Genomic DNA, 14,951 nt, shown 5'->3' with positions numbered 1-14,951 from the left:
TTAATTATAATTCGCTTCTTTTGTATCAATATGGCTTATCCACTTACCAGACCAATCTTGAATGGCTTTGATGACTGGTTCCAGTTCCCGCCCCTTTGCCGTTAACGTATATTCCACGCGAACAGGGACTTCTGCATAGGCCTTTCGGGTCACAATTCCCTCTTCTTCCAGTTCTTTTAATCTTTCAGATAGAAGTCTGCCACTTACAGGAAGCGCTGATTCTATTTCAGAAAATCGCTGAGACCCAAATAAAAGCTGATAAATAATGAGACCTGTCCACCGTTTATTTAGTAAATTCATCGCTTTTTCAAATTTAGGGCATAGCTCATATTGTTTCATTTTCCTTCACCCCTTATCCCAATTATAACCGTTCCATTGAAACTATGAAACCGCTGTTTTTAGAACAAAGGCGGATATAAGCCAAAGCCATTCCGTGGCCAAACCCATGCCACTACATGTCTTCGTCTTATCCCGCATGACCTGAACAGTCGCCTCCGCTTTTCTTATTAGCGACGTACGGACTGGACTGAGCCGGAGGAGATAAAGTGAAACTTCAATTAGTGAGGGTTCATCCCCCACTTATTTCTTACAGGGGTAACACGCGGAAAAGGAAACACGACGAACCTTGTGAGTCGATGTTGACTTATCGTACGGAGGTGAAGGAAGTCACGCAAGTCGCTGGGCGCTGGAACCGGACGTGACCTCTCATGATTTCTTATCCACATAGTCTGTATTTTATAAATTTCTAGACAATCAAAAAAAACAGCCCTGCTCGATTAAGAGCAGGGCTGCTATGTTTCTATTCACCATGGAAGCGCTGAGCACCGTGATTCACAGGGCCCACATACTGATTTAACTTAAAGGAGTGGCGAATCGCTGCTGTAATAAACCTTTTTGCTCCATAGACAGCTTCTTTCACACTTGCTCCCTTTGCCAGCTGAGCCGTAATAGCGGAGGAATACGTACATCCTGCTCCATGTGTATATGGTGTGTCAATTTTTTCGCTTTCTAAAATTTCATGGTCCTTACCATCAAAGAAAACATCAAGCGCCTTCTCATGTTCCAGTTTATTTCCACCTTTAATCAATACATTTTCTGCACCTAAGTCATGGATTTTTGCCGCTGCTTCCTTCATTTGTTCTACGGTCGTTAATGCCCCCATTCCGCTTAACTGACCGGCCTCCCATAGGTTAGGGGTCACAATCTTCGCTACAGGGGTTAAAACATCTCTAAGGGCCTCGGCAAGCTCAGGATAAATGACTTCATCTGCCCCTTTGCACACCATAACGGGATCGATGACAGCCTGATTGAGGTTGTGCTCCTTAATAGCCTTAGCCGCTATTTCAATAATTTCCACTGTAGGGAGCATTCCTGTCTTCATAACATCGACGCCTACCCCTTCTAAAATGGTCGAAAGCTGCGCACGTACTGTATCCGCATTGATTGGATACGTATCATGAGACCAGTGATTATGTGGATTCATAGCCACAATAACCGTCAATGCAGACATTCCATACACGCCATGCTCCTGAAATGTTTTTAAATCTGCCTGAATTCCTGCTCCGCCACTACTATCAGAACCGGCAATCGTTAGTGCTTTTGGTAGTGTCATATTTATCCCCCATTTATAGAAAAGTTATTTAGTAATACTTGTTTTGATAATTTATTATACATCTTTTTTACGGAATGTAAAAATAATTCTACTGCTCGAGTGGCCGTTCAATGGCAGGCTTCATTCATTCAGGATAAATACTTACTCCTATCCTTTTTTCGGGATCCGGCCACTATCCTTAGTAACAGATAACCAACGAGTGTGTACAAAATCATAGCTAATATGGCTGCTACATCAACATAAAACATTGCGGATACCATTGTAGGAGGAAAGCTACCGGAAAAAGGGATGACTAAAGGGTCACTTAACAAATATACCCATTGTACGAACGATCCCTCGGAAGCACTCACCAGTTTAAATAAGATTCTTAATCCCAGTAAAGCCTGCATAACTGTAATAAAACATTGTAAAACAAGTGTGAGAACTTTTCCTGATTTCATATCCTTCCCTCACAGTTCTGTATATAGTGGTCTATCACTATAAGTTATGAAAGGATAACCTTGACCTAAAACCATAAAGTGAAACTTCCATCAGCGGGGAGTCTCCATGCCCCACTGATGGTTAGTTGAACTTATCAGGAATTTACTGGCCGTTTACCCCACACTTCGTCTAGTTGGGTTACCCTCCAGACTTGAAGTGTGGGTTTTACGGCCAGTTCATGCGTGATAAAAAAACCATTCCGTAACGATTGGTCACGGAATGGGTTGTTAGCACTCGTTTTATTTTTCTATGAATGTGCCCTTTTCATTTGGAACAAGCTCCTGGTTGCTACTTGGGACACTGACAATTATACATTGACTTTGAATCAGTCTTTCCTTATCCTCCTTTTTCATCTGTTTGATCTGATATTCACGTTTCATGGCAGCTGATTTCTGCTGATGAGGCTCTGCATACACAAGGCTTAAAGGCCCTCTTCCCCGGGTGTATTTTGCCCCCTTCCCTTCCTGATGCATTTTTAAACGATGCTTTAACCGGCTTGTATATCCTGTATAAAGGGAATTATCCCCGCATCTGAGTATATAAGTAAAATACAAATCAATCGCTCCTCACCCTACATTTCCATTAAACGATATTTTTACTTATTTTCACCTTATGAATTTTATTATCTTCCATTTCTAATACCTCAAACTCGAGATGCTGAAATTCAAGCACCTCACCCTCCGACGGGATATGACCAAACTCTTTATAGAGAAAACCAGCCAGAATATCTTCCTCTTCCGGAATCCGAGTCTGAAATACATCATTCAGTCTGGAAATGACTAATTTACCACTGCATATCATATGTGAATCGGTTAACTCATCAATTAAAATTTCTTCATCATCATCGGTTTCGTCCTCTATTTCCTGTCCAAGCATTGCTTCAATGATATCCTCATGGGTAATAATTCCGGTTGTACCTCCGTACTCATCAATGACAATCGCCAGGTGCCGCTTTTTCTTTTGCATCATTTTAAAAACTTTTTCAATCGAAGTTGTTTCCGCAACAAAAAGGGGCTGATTATCCGTAAAGTCTGCAAGCGTCTGATTTTGTTCGGACAGAGCCCAGCCTAAAAACTGCTTGGAGTGAAAAACCCCCACAATATTATCCATTGTATCCTGATATACTGGATAACGAGTATGATTGTGATTCAAAAGAATATCTCTGGTTTCCTCAAAGGTACTGTCAGATGAAATTCCCACAATTTCCATTCTTGGTGTCTTTAAGGCATCACGAACATCCTTGCTATAAAAGTCTATAACACCTTTAATACGGTAGGACTCTTCGTTCTCCAGCGTTCCTTCGTTAGAGGCGATATCCATCATCGTTTTAAATTCCTCCCTTGAGAAGCTTGCTTCCTGCTTTTCTCCTCTGGACAGGATTTTAATCAACAAACCTGTTAATTTAGATAATACAAATGTGAATGGTTTTAGAATGGTTAATATTAAGGCAATAACCGGCGCCACCATATATGCAATTTTATCAGAAAATGTGGCCGCAATAGACTTGGGAATGACTTCTGCGAAAATAATAATAACAACCGTTAAAATTCCAGTGGCAAGTCCAACATTAATTCCAATATCCAGTGCCAGCATTGTTACAAGGGTTGGAAGAGCTATGTTCGCAATATTATTCCCAATTAAAATACCGGTCAGAAGTTCATCAGGATGGGAAATAAGCTTGTATAGTTTTTTTGATTTCACGTCATCATTTTCTGCCCGGGACTTTACTTTCATTTTGTTTACGGCAGTTAATGCTGTTTCACTTCCCGAGAGAAATAGTGACGTCAGAATCAGAAGGATAATAGCTATAAGCATAATGGGTCCTCCAAAGTTTCAGAAATTAGTGGCTATGATTTATTATTTCATAAAACACTTGTAGTATGTTTGTCATACAATGAAAAAGAGATTGAACTTAATCAATCTCCTGTAAGTTATTTATTCTTCTTAATACTTTATAAGCAGAGTTGGAACCATTTTGTACCATTTTTCTCTTTACTTTTTCCTGAGTATTTCTGTCTAAGCGTTGAAAAGTAATCAGGCCTTGTGTTTCATCGGAAGTCAAGATCCTTCGATACAATTTCGAAACCCTTTTTTCTTCCTCTTCCATTTAAGGCATTGCTCCCCTCTAATGATTATGATTATCTCTATACTATGAGTTTACCATGATAATTCTGCTTAAATCTAATAAAAATTATGACATTTTTTAAATAACGATTTTGCCGTGTATATGAATTAAGGACCATTCAAGCCATTATTCCCGCAAATCAGATCAATCTCCGCCTTAAAAAAAGAGAGCACTGGCAGACTCAGCGCTCTCTAATGTGTTATTTACTTATAAACATCTGTGTCCAGTAATGACCGTTTTCGATATAGCCTACACCAATGTGTGTGAATTTATTGCTTAAAATATTTTCCCGATGACCTTGACTGTTCATCCAGGATTCTACCACCTGCTCAGGGCTTGACTGTCCCTTTGCGATGTTTTCACCTGCTGTCTGGTAATCAATGCCAAAGTCCCTCATCATGTCAAAAGGGGAACCATAAGTAGGACTGGTATGAGAGAAATACCCTTTTGACTGCATATCAGCCGATTTCTTCCGCGCTACCTGACTTAAGTTTGCATCAGCCTTTAATTCAGGTAATCCTTGATTTCTTCTTTCCTGATTGGTCAGTTCGATTACACGGGATTCAAATTCCTTGATATCTCCGGACTGCTGGGCCTGATTCGTATTATTTTGTTCATTTCCCTGATTCTTTTGATTTTGCTGTTGATTGTTCTGATTCTGCTGTGGTATATTTTGATTCTGTTGTTGCGCCTGTTGATTGTCCTGTTGCTGTCGGTTTTGTTCTGTCTGCTGATTGTCCTTCCTTTGCTGCTGACCATCACCGTGCTGCTGCCTCATTTCTACACGTTTAAATTCGTACTTCGCATCCTGAATACGGATAGGCGTTGTATGAGGGTAATCCTTACTGGATGAGTCTGTTGCAATACTTGAAATATTGTCATCATTATTTCCATTGTTTAAAGCATTATCCTCTGTATTACAAGCAGCTAACAGGAGAAACAGGATGCTGATAAAACTAATGATATATATCCTTTTTTTCATCATGTACCAAAACTCCTTTTTGAATGTTTTTTATTATGGTTTACAAACATTTCAAAATTATAGATGGAAAGGAATTACAATTCGATAATCTCATTTAATCAAAAACCTCACATGATTAAAGCAGGATTGACAAAAATAAACATAGAAAATGACTAAAGGAGAAATTCAATAATGCAAAAAACTTTAACAACACGAGAAGCCTGGTTTGGCAACATCAAAGGAGATGTCATCTCCGGTATTGTTGTTGCTCTTGCCTTGATTCCTGAAGCCATTGCCTTTGCTATTATTGCGGGGGTTGATCCGATGGTTGGTTTATACGCCTCCTTCATGATCGCTGTAGTTATTGCTTTTACAGGAGGACGTCCGGGAATGATTTCCGGTGCCACTGGTGCAATGGCTCTACTTATGGTGGATTTAGTTGCAGAATGGGGACTGGATTACCTTTTGGCCGCTACTATTCTTACCGGTATCATTCAGATTATATTTGGATTAACTAAATTAGCCAGACTGATGAAATTCATCCCAAGATCGGTCATGGTCGGGTTTGTAAATGCTCTGGCCATTTTAATTTTCACTGCACAGTTAGAGCACTTTGAAGGGGCAACCTGGGTGATGTATGCCCTGGTTCTGGGAGCCCTTGGTATTATTTATCTATTTCCTATGCTGACAAAGGCTGTCCCTTCTCCTTTAATCGCCATCATTGTCATCACGGCCATCGTAATGACAACAAATTTAAGTGTTGCCACTGTAGGAGATATGGGGGAAATCACAAAAGCATTTCCGACCTTTTTCTTTCCCAATGTTCCTTTCAGTCTGGAAACATTGATGATTATTTTGCCTTATTCCCTTGCTCTGGCTATCGTTGGTCTGGTGGAGTCCCTGTTAACAGCAAGTATTGTGGATGAATATACAGGAACGTCCAGTGATAAAAACAGAGAATCGAATGGTCAGGGGATCGCCAATATTGTGACAGGATTCTTTGGCGGTATGGCCGGTTGTGCCATGATTGGACAGTCCGTGATTAATGTCAGCTCAGGTGGCAGAGGGAGACTTTCAGCCCTGACTGCCGGGCTCGTCTTAATTTTTCTTATTGTATTTATGGGAGATATTGTGGCGCAAATTCCTGTGGCTGCACTGGTAGGGGTAATGATTATGGTCTCCATTGGCACCTTTGACTGGGGATCCATTAAAACGTTGAAAATCGTACCGTTTACCGATAATCTGGTGATGATTGTCACAGTCTTAACGGTTGTGATGACTCATAATTTAGCTATCGGCGTCTTAACAGGTGTATTATTGAGTGCTATTTTCTTTGTAGCGAAGATTTCGAAAGTCAAGGTGACAAAGGAACTCAAACATAACCGTATGTATTACACGTTCCAGGGAGAAATTTTCTTTGCGTCAGTCTCAGAACTGGTCGACGAGTTTGACTATGATATGGAAGGAGCACAGGAGGCTATTTTTGACTTAACAAAAGCTCGGTTATGGGATGATTCAGCCATCGCAGCTTTGGATAAAATTGTAGCCAGCTTAGAGCACCAAAAAATAAATGTCTATGTCATTGGATTAAATCAATTAAGTTCTGAGCTCAGGGCGAAATTAAGCCGCAAATTGAGTTCCCATTAGAAAGGATGAAAAGTCTTGTACAAAAAAATACTATTAGCCACAGACGGATCCGAACACGCATTGCGTACCATTAATCACGCGATAAGTTTGGCGAAGCTCTCCTCTGATTCGCTGGTGGATGTTGTCTACGTAAAAGAAAGTCATCAGGTCAAGTCGGATACCCTTCACAATTGGAATAAAGTTGGGGTTACAAACGTTCAGGAGGATAAAGTAACAGGTATTGAACAAGATTTACAGGAAGCAGGAATTTCCTATAAAACAACAGTCCTATACGGTGAACCTGGACCGGTAATTGTTGACTATGCGAATGAAAATGAATTTGATGTCGTGATTGTAGGCAGCCGCGGACTGAATGCATTTCAGGAAATGGTGCTGGGCAGTGTCAGTCATAAAGTGGCTAAGCGTGCCAATTGTCCGGTATTAATTGTAAAATAAAGCGAAACTTCCATCAGTGGGGTATTTACGGTCAGTTCATGCGTGATAAAACTCCTTACAGGAATTCAACAGGGAAGAGCCTAAAAACCATGGCTCTTCCCTGTTCATCTTCTTACATAAATGATTTATATGATTTTTTTTGGATTTGTTTTTTACGATACACGAAACCGATAAACCCAGCAATGATTACCCCAGCCATTAAACTGGTGACGTATATGCCAGATTTTGATGTTTCCTCTTTTTTTACAGGCTCTTTCTTTTTATCACCGTGATCTGAACCTGCCTCCACTAACTGATAGGAATTCATTCGTTCTCCGTTTTGATTATAAAGTTCGAGCTTTCCTTGTTTTGTCATTTGTTTCGTAACCTTGTCCTGATTCTTCAGGTGTGTATAGGTAAGGTTTTCCGGAATGATAAACTCCTTGTTTTTGAACTCAACCTTGGAACGACCTTTAATTGAGGAAGTTTCAAAATGATCAAAGCCATAGTTTAATAGACTGGCGGTATCCTGATAGGCATCTCGTTTATATTGACTTTGCATTGTAATGACAATCAGATTAAGATGTTCCCGTTTGGCTAGCGTAGCCAGCGTATGTCCGGACTGATCAACATAGCCTGTCTTTCCGCCAGCCACACCCTCAAAAGGAATTTCCCCTTTAAGCATTTTGTGATGGGAAATAAGCGTCGTGTCCCATGACTTTCCATGCCATTCCATTTCTACGGTTCCAAAAATGTCACGAAACTCACGATTTTTCAAGGCATACTTTGTTATCATGGAGAGATCCTTAGCTGTTGTCGTGTGATCAGGGTGAAAGAGTCCATGAGGATTCTTAAAGTGGGTCTGTTCCACTCCTATTTTATTTTTCAGATAGTTGTTCATATCCTCTGCGAATTGATCAACGCTTCCGCTTAAATGCTCGGCAATGGCAATGCCCGCATCATTTCCGGAATTAATTAAGAGTCCCTGAATCAGCTTTTTTAAAGTCAACTGCTCCCCTGCTTCCAGAAAAACGGTCGTTCCTTCTATATCAACGGCATTTTCACTAACGGTTACCCTGTCTTCCAGGTCCCCGTTTTCTATCGCATAAATAGCTGTTGCAATTTTGGTCAGGCTTGCCGGATACATAGGAGTCGTACTATTTTTTTCATACAGAATGCTTCCATTATCAGCGTCAATCATAACTGCTGACTGACTGGAGACAACTGGAGCAGAAGGACTCGTCTGAGCAAAAACAGGTAAAAGAAAAAGGGTATTCATGGTCACAAAGGTGGTGATGAATACGATGATTTTTGCCATAGGAACACCTACTTTAGCGTAATTTAAACAGTGACAAAAATCATTATACCAGTAAAACAGGACGCTTCACCATAAGTAATTGAAATGTTAGCAGAATGTAAACATGTGTAACGTAATGAAAGCACCTCACATAATTGGTATGTATTTCCAGAATCATCTGTGGTGGCTTTAACTGCAGATTACAGGCAGTTCTTTTTAAATATATGTTAAAATATCAATTGCGGGAAAATTTTGACTTGTATGATGGGCGTGCATATTTATATGAGGGGTGGTGCTGTTAGTCAAATTAGGAAGCTACCCCAAACGGCCCTAAGGAAAATAAGTGAATTTTTCCCTCTCTTTAATGAGAGATTCGTCTGTCTAATATTTTTTATATGTACGCCCATACGAGTTTGTTTGTATAATCATTCAACACAGTAATGGGGGTATGGATATGGAAAATAAAAAGACCAAAAACCTTAAGCTCATTGATCATCGAATTTTTATTCCATCAATCGTTATTATGGTTTTGATTTCTATTCCCTTTGCTTTATATGAAGACGAATCTCTTAAACTATTAAATCAGATTTTTGATCAGGTTGTCCGTGTGTTTAAATCGGGCTACATCTGGTATGCCATCATCCTGGCCGCTGCTGGTTTCTATTTTGCTTTTTCCAAGTATGGAAATGTAGTGCTAGGAGATCCGATGGAAAAGCCCCGTTTTTCTTTATTTGAATATGCCTCAATTCTGATTGCTATGGGGCTTGGTTCGACGATTATGCGTACCGGAATGATTGAATGGACACAGGTTGCAATCGATCCACCGAGTGGTGTTGATCCTCGTTCTTCAGAAGCCTTATTGTGGGGAAATGCTTACAGTATGTTCATGTGGAGCATACAGGTATTTGCGATTTTCGTAATGGCAGCACCTGCAATTGGATACATCATTCACGTAAGAAAAAAACCGTTAATGAGGATTTCAGAGGCCTGCCGGAGTATTTTTGGAGATAAGTTTACCGATGGGCTTGGCGGAAAAATTCTGGATATCATCTTTCTCGTAAGTATTTTGGCCGGAGCTGCTGTAACCCTTGGGCTTGGGGCCCCGATTATCACATACAATTTAGCTGCATTATTGAATATTGAACAGTCATACGGCCTTACATTAACGGTAACCATTGTATGGGTCGTCTTGTTTTCCTTAAGTGCTTATCTGGGAATTGAAAAAGGAATTAAACGGTTAAGTACATTAAATATCTATCTTGCGGGTGCGCTTGCCCTGTTTATTATGATGATAGGTCCGGGAGTTTTTATCCTGAATTATTTCACGGAAAGTGTCGGGTTTTTACTCTCTCATTATATAGACTTGTCCTTCTACACAAATGCATTGGATTTAGAAGGAACGACGTATATTGAAAGTAATGTCGTATTCTGGTTTGCATACAGTGCTACATGGGCGATGCTGCACAGTGTGTTTGCCGCAAAAATTTCCCGGGGCCGAACGATTAAAGAGATGATTTTGACATATTTCTTTGCACCTATGCTTATTTCCTGGGTCGCTACTGGTGTACTGGGCGGACTGGGTGTACATCGGTATTTAACCGGTGAAGTTGCCGTGCTGGACATTGTGACAGAGGATGCAATGGCAGCCATACCGGCCATTTTATCCTCCTTGCCATTATCAACCGTAACTATAACCGTATTCATGATTGTGGCTATCATATTTATGACCACAACCCTTGATTCAACAACCTATACCATTGCATCATACACAGGTCTGCGGAATATGAGTAAGTCTGAGCCATCAAAATATTTACGTCTCATCGTTGCCGCCGTGGTTACTATTTTTGCCCTGGTATTAATGCGTATTGGTGGATTACCACCGTTGGAAGTTCTGTCCGGCTTGATGGGAATTCCAATTATTATCGTTCAGTTTTTTACAATCTATGCAGCCAAGAAAATGATGGATGAGGATAAAGCGTGGATCACAAATATCAGAAAAACCACAAAAGATCAGGAAGAAAACTGGAGAAAATCAAGTTAGGTGCCAGGAAAAGCGGAGGCGACTGTTTAGGTCCGACGGCATAAGCAGAATATCCGGAGTGGCCGCTTTTTGGCCATGCAGGGTATTCTGCTTATGACCGCTTGGGCCTGGGAGCCGCAGCTGGACACAGAAAAGCGGAAGGCCCTGGAACTGGGCAAACGGGCGCTTCCGCTTTTCTTCATATATAGCGCTTCTTGACTTTTTCGCCTTCACAGCTGAATACAGTGATGCGATCGTCTACGATGGTTTCCATGTGTATGGTACGGCCCCATAGCTGATAAATATAAGGCATCGTTTTTTCCAGGTAATTAAGATCCAATTCGACTCCTTCATAATGATGAAGGAGGTAAAGCTCACCATTACGTAAATAGTCCCCATCTTCTACGGTAATATAAGGAAAGCCTCCGTTTACCCGCATAGCAATCAGCTGATCCCTGACCTCTGTCCAGTCCTTATCCACGACTTTATACTCTCTTCCTTGCTTTTGGAAAAGGTATAAATCCTCCTCTTCCACAATTTCTTTTGTTAAATAGTTACGAATAAAGGAAATATCCGACTCAATCTCCCGGACTTCAAATAGTTTATCCCGGCCTGAACCTGGCTTAACGCCCCGATGTTTCATTTCTTCGGTTGGATGATTATATCTCTGTTCAATATCCTCGAATATTTTGATCCCTAAGCGATAAGGATTTATAGATGTACTAGAGGGTGCCGTAACCCCTGAATGAAGTTTGGCAAATTCAACGGTTTCATCACTGGACAAATCTAATTCACGTAAAATTCGGGAGTGCCAGTAGGAAGCCCAGCCTTCGTTCATGATTTTCGTTTCCAGCTGGGGCCAGAAATATTTCATTTCTTCACGCATCATGGTTAGAATATCACGCTGCCAATCGTCAAGCTCCCTGCTGTGACCTTCAATAAATAATAGCAGGTCCTTTTCCGGTTTCTCCGGGATTTTCTTATAACGACTTTCTGCTTCTTCTTTAAAAGACTCTTCATTGGGATCAATCCCAAACAAATCATCATAGTCATTTTCTATTCTTTGTCTAGGCTGGAAAACATGCTCCGGAGATTCGTCTGTTTCACCTTCTGATCTAAGTAAGGACGGGTCAATATGCTCATTAATCGCTAATACCGCATCCAAAAAAGCTTCCACATCCTTCTTCCCATATTGCTTTTCATACGCCTGTATACGATCAGCAGTTGCCGCCATACTTTCCACCATATCTTCCCCAGTATTTTGGTACCGTAAGTTATTTTTAAAAAAATCACTATGCCCTAAAACATGAGCAACAATCAGCTTGTTTTGAATTAAACTATTCGAATTTAATAAAAATGCATAGCATGGATTGGAATTAATGACTAATTCATAAATTTTGCTTAAGCCCAGTTCCTCCTGCAGCTTCATTTTATGGAACTGTTTTCCAAAGCTCCAATGTGAGAAACGCGTGGGCATACCGTAAGCACCAAACGTATAAATAATATCTGTTGGACAAATTTCATACCGCATCGGATAAAAATCCAGGCCAAACCCTTCCGCTATCTCTGTAATTTCATCGATTGCCCTCTCTAAACTTGTATATTCCGTCTTCAACATGAAACCTCTCCCTTAATCGATGATTGCTACAGTATATGAAGAAGGGAGTCTTAGCTTTCGAAGTTTTTTATGAAATTGGCGAAATTTGGGTAAGAAAAAGCGAAGGGCGTATAGCCCTTCGCTTTATCATTATTGATCATTATCTGTTGGGAAAATACGTTGGAACATATCTCCCATTTCTTTAAATAGTCCTTCAATTGGGTCCCCATTTTCGATCTGGTCAGCATAATCTCCTGCCTGGTTAAAGAATTCAGGGTTTGCGGAAACAAATACATCGTTAATATCCTCATCTGTTGCTTTTACAACCTTGGATACGCGGCGTTTCAGCTGATCAGAAACCTGTTCGTTCTGGTTTCCTTCTAAGGCTACCGCTACATAAGCATTTTCATTACCGGCAAAAACGTATGCCTGGTCCACTTCCTGAATTTCATCAGTAATTCTGTCTGCTGCCCGGTCCGCTACATCGAATTGGTCATGATCGTTTGTATTATTGTTGTTGCCATTGTTATTATCATTAGTGTTATTCATATTACGGGCTGTGTCGTTATTGTCGTTATTATTAAACTGACCATTAATATTGTCCTGATTTCCGTTATCAATGTTCTCATTATTATCATTGTTGTATTGGGGACCTAAATCACGACCATCCATATTGATACGCTCTCGGTTAGGAGCGATATCTGTTGTGTTGTTATATCTTACTGGCTGAAGTCCATTATCTCCATTATTGCCAAGACCGGTTTCATCGCCACCCTGACATCCGGTAATGGTTACAGCTGTCAGCAAAGTTGCTCCCATTAACTTTATTTTATTCAATGGAATGGCCTCCTTTTTTGGATGGTACAAACTTATTATTTGTGCACTTCCGGAGTTTATGTGATTCAGGATTTTCCAAAACCATAATTGGTTCTATATCCAAAAAAGGCCATGTAAGTGAAGGTGGTTATTGTGTCACACTAAAACCGAACCCTTTTTTACGGGGGGAATTTGTGATGAATATGGTCGATTACGATAAAGCGATGTATTTTACTTTGTGGGGGCAATGGGATGACCTGCTCGTCTTAATGGTAAGAACCGATGACGACTTTTTATCGAAAAAAATTGAAACGTTCTTACATGCCTATCATTATGGGTATGATGAAACAACGATTGTTGGCTCCCATCAGAATCTGATTCATTATTTAGAACACGCCATCACACAGGATACACCTGTTTATTATGTATAAAGAGAGGGGATATCCCCTCTCTTTATTTTACATTTTTCACTTCAGACACCTGCTCTAAAATTACGAACGTGGATAATCCTGCGCAAATGGATGAAGGTGCAATTCATCAATCATCATATGGTCGGGTGCCTCGGCCATGTAAAGAACCGCCTGAGCAATATCCTGAACTTTGAGCCAGTCTTCTTTGGATGGGTCACCCTGTCTGCTATCGGCAAAATATGTATCCACCATTCCGGGATTCACGGTTCCCACACGAATCCTGTGCTCCCGTACTTCCTGGGAAATAGAACCCATGAAGCCCTGAACGGCATATTTTGTGGCCGTATAGAGTGAGCCGTTTGGAATTGTATATCTTGCAACATCTGATGAAACTGTGATAATCGTTCCTGAATGCTGTCTTTTCATAGAAGGAAGTACTGCTTTTGTGCACAGAAACACACCCTGCACATTAACTTCAAAGGTCTTTTTCCACTCTTCAAGGGTTACATCCTCGACTTGTTTAAACAGTCCTACTCCCGCATTGTTGACTAACATATCGACTCTTCCATAAGCGTTTTTCGTTGCTTCAACTACGTGTTCAACTTCATATTCTTTTGCAACATCTGCCTTAAAAGAGAGAATATTTTCCAGCTCCTGATCGGTTAACTCTTTTCGGGTTTTATGAATTTGTTCTGAACTGCCCAAAATAGACAGTTTAACTCCCCGTTCAGCGAGTTGCCTTGCGATTTCCTTTCCAATTCCTCTGGATGCACCAGTAACAATAGCCACTTGTCCTTCCATGTTCAAACACTCCTATTGTCTCAACTATCTTAGCCTTAATATTTTCCTCAATTCTTCAGAGGATCCATTCCTTATAGCCTGCTGTTCAAATTCATTCAGTCTTGAAACTTCATCAAAAAATAACAATCGTCCCTGCTGAAAAATCATCAACTTATCACACAGACGATTTAAAACATCCCAGTCATGGCTAATGATTAACAAGGTTTTCCTTTCATTATGTAACAGCTTTAGCCACTGAATCAAATCGTCCTTTGCAGCAAGATCGACACCTGCCGTTGGTTCATCCAATAAGATAAATTCAGGTTGGTGCAGGAGCCCAATTCCTACATTTATCTTTCGCTTCCATCCACCGGATAATGCTTTTATTTTTTGATCCTTTACTTCATTCAAGTGAAGAGCCTCCACCACCTGGCTCACATTGTTTCGCGAAACCTTTTGCCTCGCAGCCTTTTGCCAAAATGTAATTTGTTCATATACAGTTAAATCTTCAAATAAAGCAATATCCTGTGGAATATACCCTATATTTTTCCTTAGTTCTTTTATTTTTTCCTCATAAGCATTTACTTGATAATAAATCTTACCACTGGAAGGTTTTACAATGGAGGCGATAATTTTCAAAAAGGTTGATTTTCCGGCACCATTGGGACCTATAACACCAATGGATTCTCCCTGCTGGATGGTTGCCGACACATCCTTTAGAATGACCTCTTTCTTTATAGAATAATCCACTTGCTCTATTTCAATCACATTACATCCGCACCTTTTCATAAT

16 protein-coding genes are annotated in these 14,951 nt (G+C 40.4%); 4 read left to right on the top strand and 12 right to left on the bottom strand.

Annotated elements, in window-relative coordinates:
• From ABD006_RS07835 to ABD006_RS07805, 7 genes are all read right to left on the bottom strand, one after another.
• Nucleotides 1-339: a winged helix-turn-helix transcriptional regulator gene (locus ABD006_RS07835; RefSeq protein ID WP_343839512.1), complete on the bottom strand. Its 339-nt coding sequence runs from the start codon at nucleotides 337-339 to the stop codon at nucleotides 1-3.
• Nucleotides 340-799: 460 nt separating this feature from the next.
• Nucleotides 800-1,612: a bifunctional hydroxymethylpyrimidine kinase/phosphomethylpyrimidine kinase gene (locus tag ABD006_RS07830; RefSeq protein WP_343839509.1), complete on the bottom strand. Its 813-nt coding sequence runs from the start codon at nucleotides 1,610-1,612 to the stop codon at nucleotides 800-802.
• A 128-nt stretch (nucleotides 1,613-1,740) separates the two neighbouring features.
• Entirely contained in the window at nucleotides 1,741-2,052 is a 312-nt protein-coding gene (locus ABD006_RS07825) for a hypothetical protein (RefSeq protein ID WP_343839507.1), read from the bottom strand.
• Between the two features lie 279 nt (nucleotides 2,053-2,331).
• Nucleotides 2,332-2,646: a GIY-YIG nuclease family protein gene (locus ABD006_RS07820; RefSeq protein WP_343839505.1), complete on the bottom strand. Its 315-nt coding sequence runs from the start codon at nucleotides 2,644-2,646 to the stop codon at nucleotides 2,332-2,334.
• A gap of 28 nt (nucleotides 2,647-2,674) precedes the next feature.
• Nucleotides 2,675-3,907 carry a hemolysin family protein gene (locus ABD006_RS07815; protein WP_343839503.1) on the bottom strand — a complete coding sequence of 411 codons (1,233 nt, stop codon included), beginning with the start codon at nucleotides 3,905-3,907 and terminating at the stop codon, nucleotides 2,675-2,677.
• Nucleotides 3,908-4,004: 97 nt separating this feature from the next.
• On the bottom strand, nucleotides 4,005-4,199 hold the full coding sequence (locus tag ABD006_RS07810) for a hypothetical protein (RefSeq protein WP_044161138.1): 195 nt from the start codon (nucleotides 4,197-4,199) through the stop codon (nucleotides 4,005-4,007).
• A gap of 217 nt (nucleotides 4,200-4,416) precedes the next feature.
• Nucleotides 4,417-5,202, bottom strand: coding sequence for a CAP domain-containing protein (locus ABD006_RS07805; protein WP_343839500.1), 786 nt, complete (start codon nucleotides 5,200-5,202; stop codon nucleotides 4,417-4,419).
• A gap of 168 nt (nucleotides 5,203-5,370) precedes the next feature.
• Here ABD006_RS07805 and ABD006_RS07800 point away from each other — a divergent pair, with 168 nt between their 5' ends.
• Together ABD006_RS07800 and ABD006_RS07795 are read left to right on the top strand one after the other, a co-directional pair.
• Nucleotides 5,371-6,825, top strand: a complete 1,455-nt coding sequence (locus ABD006_RS07800) for a SulP family inorganic anion transporter (RefSeq protein ID WP_343839498.1) — start codon at nucleotides 5,371-5,373, stop codon at nucleotides 6,823-6,825.
• A 15-nt stretch (nucleotides 6,826-6,840) separates the two neighbouring features.
• Nucleotides 6,841-7,260 carry a universal stress protein gene (locus ABD006_RS07795; RefSeq protein ID WP_343839496.1) on the top strand — a complete coding sequence of 140 codons (420 nt, stop codon included), beginning with the start codon at nucleotides 6,841-6,843 and terminating at the stop codon, nucleotides 7,258-7,260.
• A 112-nt stretch (nucleotides 7,261-7,372) separates the two neighbouring features.
• On the opposite strand, the gene ABD006_RS07790 is transcribed toward ABD006_RS07795, so the two are convergent.
• Nucleotides 7,373-8,557 carry a D-alanyl-D-alanine carboxypeptidase family protein gene (locus ABD006_RS07790; protein WP_343839494.1) on the bottom strand — a complete coding sequence of 395 codons (1,185 nt, stop codon included), beginning with the start codon at nucleotides 8,555-8,557 and terminating at the stop codon, nucleotides 7,373-7,375.
• A 433-nt stretch (nucleotides 8,558-8,990) separates the two neighbouring features.
• On the opposite strand from ABD006_RS07790, the gene ABD006_RS07785 reads away from it, so the two are divergent.
• A complete protein-coding gene (locus tag ABD006_RS07785) occupies nucleotides 8,991-10,577 on the top strand; it encodes a BCCT family transporter (RefSeq protein ID WP_343839492.1) in 1,587 nt (528 codons plus the stop codon).
• Between the two features lie 178 nt (nucleotides 10,578-10,755).
• On the opposite strand, the gene ABD006_RS07780 is transcribed toward ABD006_RS07785, so the two are convergent.
• Nucleotides 10,756-12,174: a SpoVR family protein gene (locus ABD006_RS07780; protein ID WP_343839490.1), complete on the bottom strand. Its 1,419-nt coding sequence runs from the start codon at nucleotides 12,172-12,174 to the stop codon at nucleotides 10,756-10,758.
• A 129-nt stretch (nucleotides 12,175-12,303) separates the two neighbouring features.
• Nucleotides 12,304-12,990 carry a YhcN/YlaJ family sporulation lipoprotein gene (locus ABD006_RS07775; RefSeq protein ID WP_343839487.1) on the bottom strand — a complete coding sequence of 229 codons (687 nt, stop codon included), beginning with the start codon at nucleotides 12,988-12,990 and terminating at the stop codon, nucleotides 12,304-12,306.
• A gap of 176 nt (nucleotides 12,991-13,166) precedes the next feature.
• Here ABD006_RS07775 and ABD006_RS07770 point away from each other — a divergent pair, with 176 nt between their 5' ends.
• Nucleotides 13,167-13,400, top strand: coding sequence for a YhdB family protein (locus ABD006_RS07770; protein WP_044161153.1), 234 nt, complete (start codon nucleotides 13,167-13,169; stop codon nucleotides 13,398-13,400).
• A 60-nt stretch (nucleotides 13,401-13,460) separates the two neighbouring features.
• Here the strand turns inward: ABD006_RS07770 and ABD006_RS07765 are convergent, their stop codons facing one another.
• Nucleotides 13,461-14,180 (bottom strand): SDR family oxidoreductase, encoded by a 720-nt coding sequence (locus ABD006_RS07765; protein ID WP_343839482.1) that lies wholly within the window; start codon nucleotides 14,178-14,180, stop codon nucleotides 13,461-13,463.
• Between the two features lie 24 nt (nucleotides 14,181-14,204).
• The gene (locus tag ABD006_RS07760; RefSeq protein ID WP_343839480.1) at nucleotides 14,205-14,927 is read right to left on the bottom strand and encodes an ABC transporter ATP-binding protein; all 723 of its coding nucleotides are present in this window, start codon (nucleotides 14,925-14,927) and stop codon (nucleotides 14,205-14,207) included.
• Nucleotides 14,928-14,951: the final 24 nt, after the last annotated feature.

It is taken from the genome of Salinibacillus aidingensis (genome assembly GCF_039522525.1).
GTDB classification, from domain to species: Bacteria; Bacillota; Bacilli; order Bacillales; family Alkalibacillaceae; genus Salinibacillus; species Salinibacillus aidingensis.
The sequence above is the reverse complement of the archived record's forward strand: the minus strand, read 5'-3'. Positions and strand labels throughout refer to the sequence as shown.

Excerpts from the sequence above, each read along its gene's own strand:
- ABD006_RS07835 (WP_343839512.1), bottom strand. The coding sequence starts at position 339 with ATGAAACAATATGAGCTATGCCCTAAATTTGAAAAAGCGATGAATTTA.
- ABD006_RS07830 (WP_343839509.1), bottom strand. The coding sequence starts at position 1,612 with ATGACACTACCAAAAGCACTAACGATTGCCGGTTCTGATAGTAGTGGC.
- ABD006_RS07825 (WP_343839507.1), bottom strand. The coding sequence starts at position 2,052 with ATGAAATCAGGAAAAGTTCTCACACTTGTTTTACAATGTTTTATTACA.
- ABD006_RS07815 (WP_343839503.1), bottom strand. The coding sequence starts at position 3,907 with ATGCTTATAGCTATTATCCTTCTGATTCTGACGTCACTATTTCTCTCG.
- ABD006_RS07810 (WP_044161138.1), bottom strand. The coding sequence starts at position 4,199 with ATGGAAGAGGAAGAAAAAAGGGTTTCGAAATTGTATCGAAGGATCTTG.
- ABD006_RS07805 (WP_343839500.1), bottom strand. The coding sequence starts at position 5,202 with ATGATGAAAAAAAGGATATATATCATTAGTTTTATCAGCATCCTGTTT.
- ABD006_RS07800 (WP_343839498.1), top strand. The coding sequence starts at position 5,371 with ATGCAAAAAACTTTAACAACACGAGAAGCCTGGTTTGGCAACATCAAA.
- ABD006_RS07790 (WP_343839494.1), bottom strand. The coding sequence starts at position 8,557 with ATGGCAAAAATCATCGTATTCATCACCACCTTTGTGACCATGAATACC.
- ABD006_RS07785 (WP_343839492.1), top strand. The coding sequence starts at position 8,991 with ATGGAAAATAAAAAGACCAAAAACCTTAAGCTCATTGATCATCGAATT.
- ABD006_RS07780 (WP_343839490.1), bottom strand. The coding sequence starts at position 12,174 with ATGTTGAAGACGGAATATACAAGTTTAGAGAGGGCAATCGATGAAATT.
- ABD006_RS07770 (WP_044161153.1), top strand. The coding sequence starts at position 13,167 with ATGAATATGGTCGATTACGATAAAGCGATGTATTTTACTTTGTGGGGG.
- ABD006_RS07765 (WP_343839482.1), bottom strand. The coding sequence starts at position 14,180 with ATGGAAGGACAAGTGGCTATTGTTACTGGTGCATCCAGAGGAATTGGA.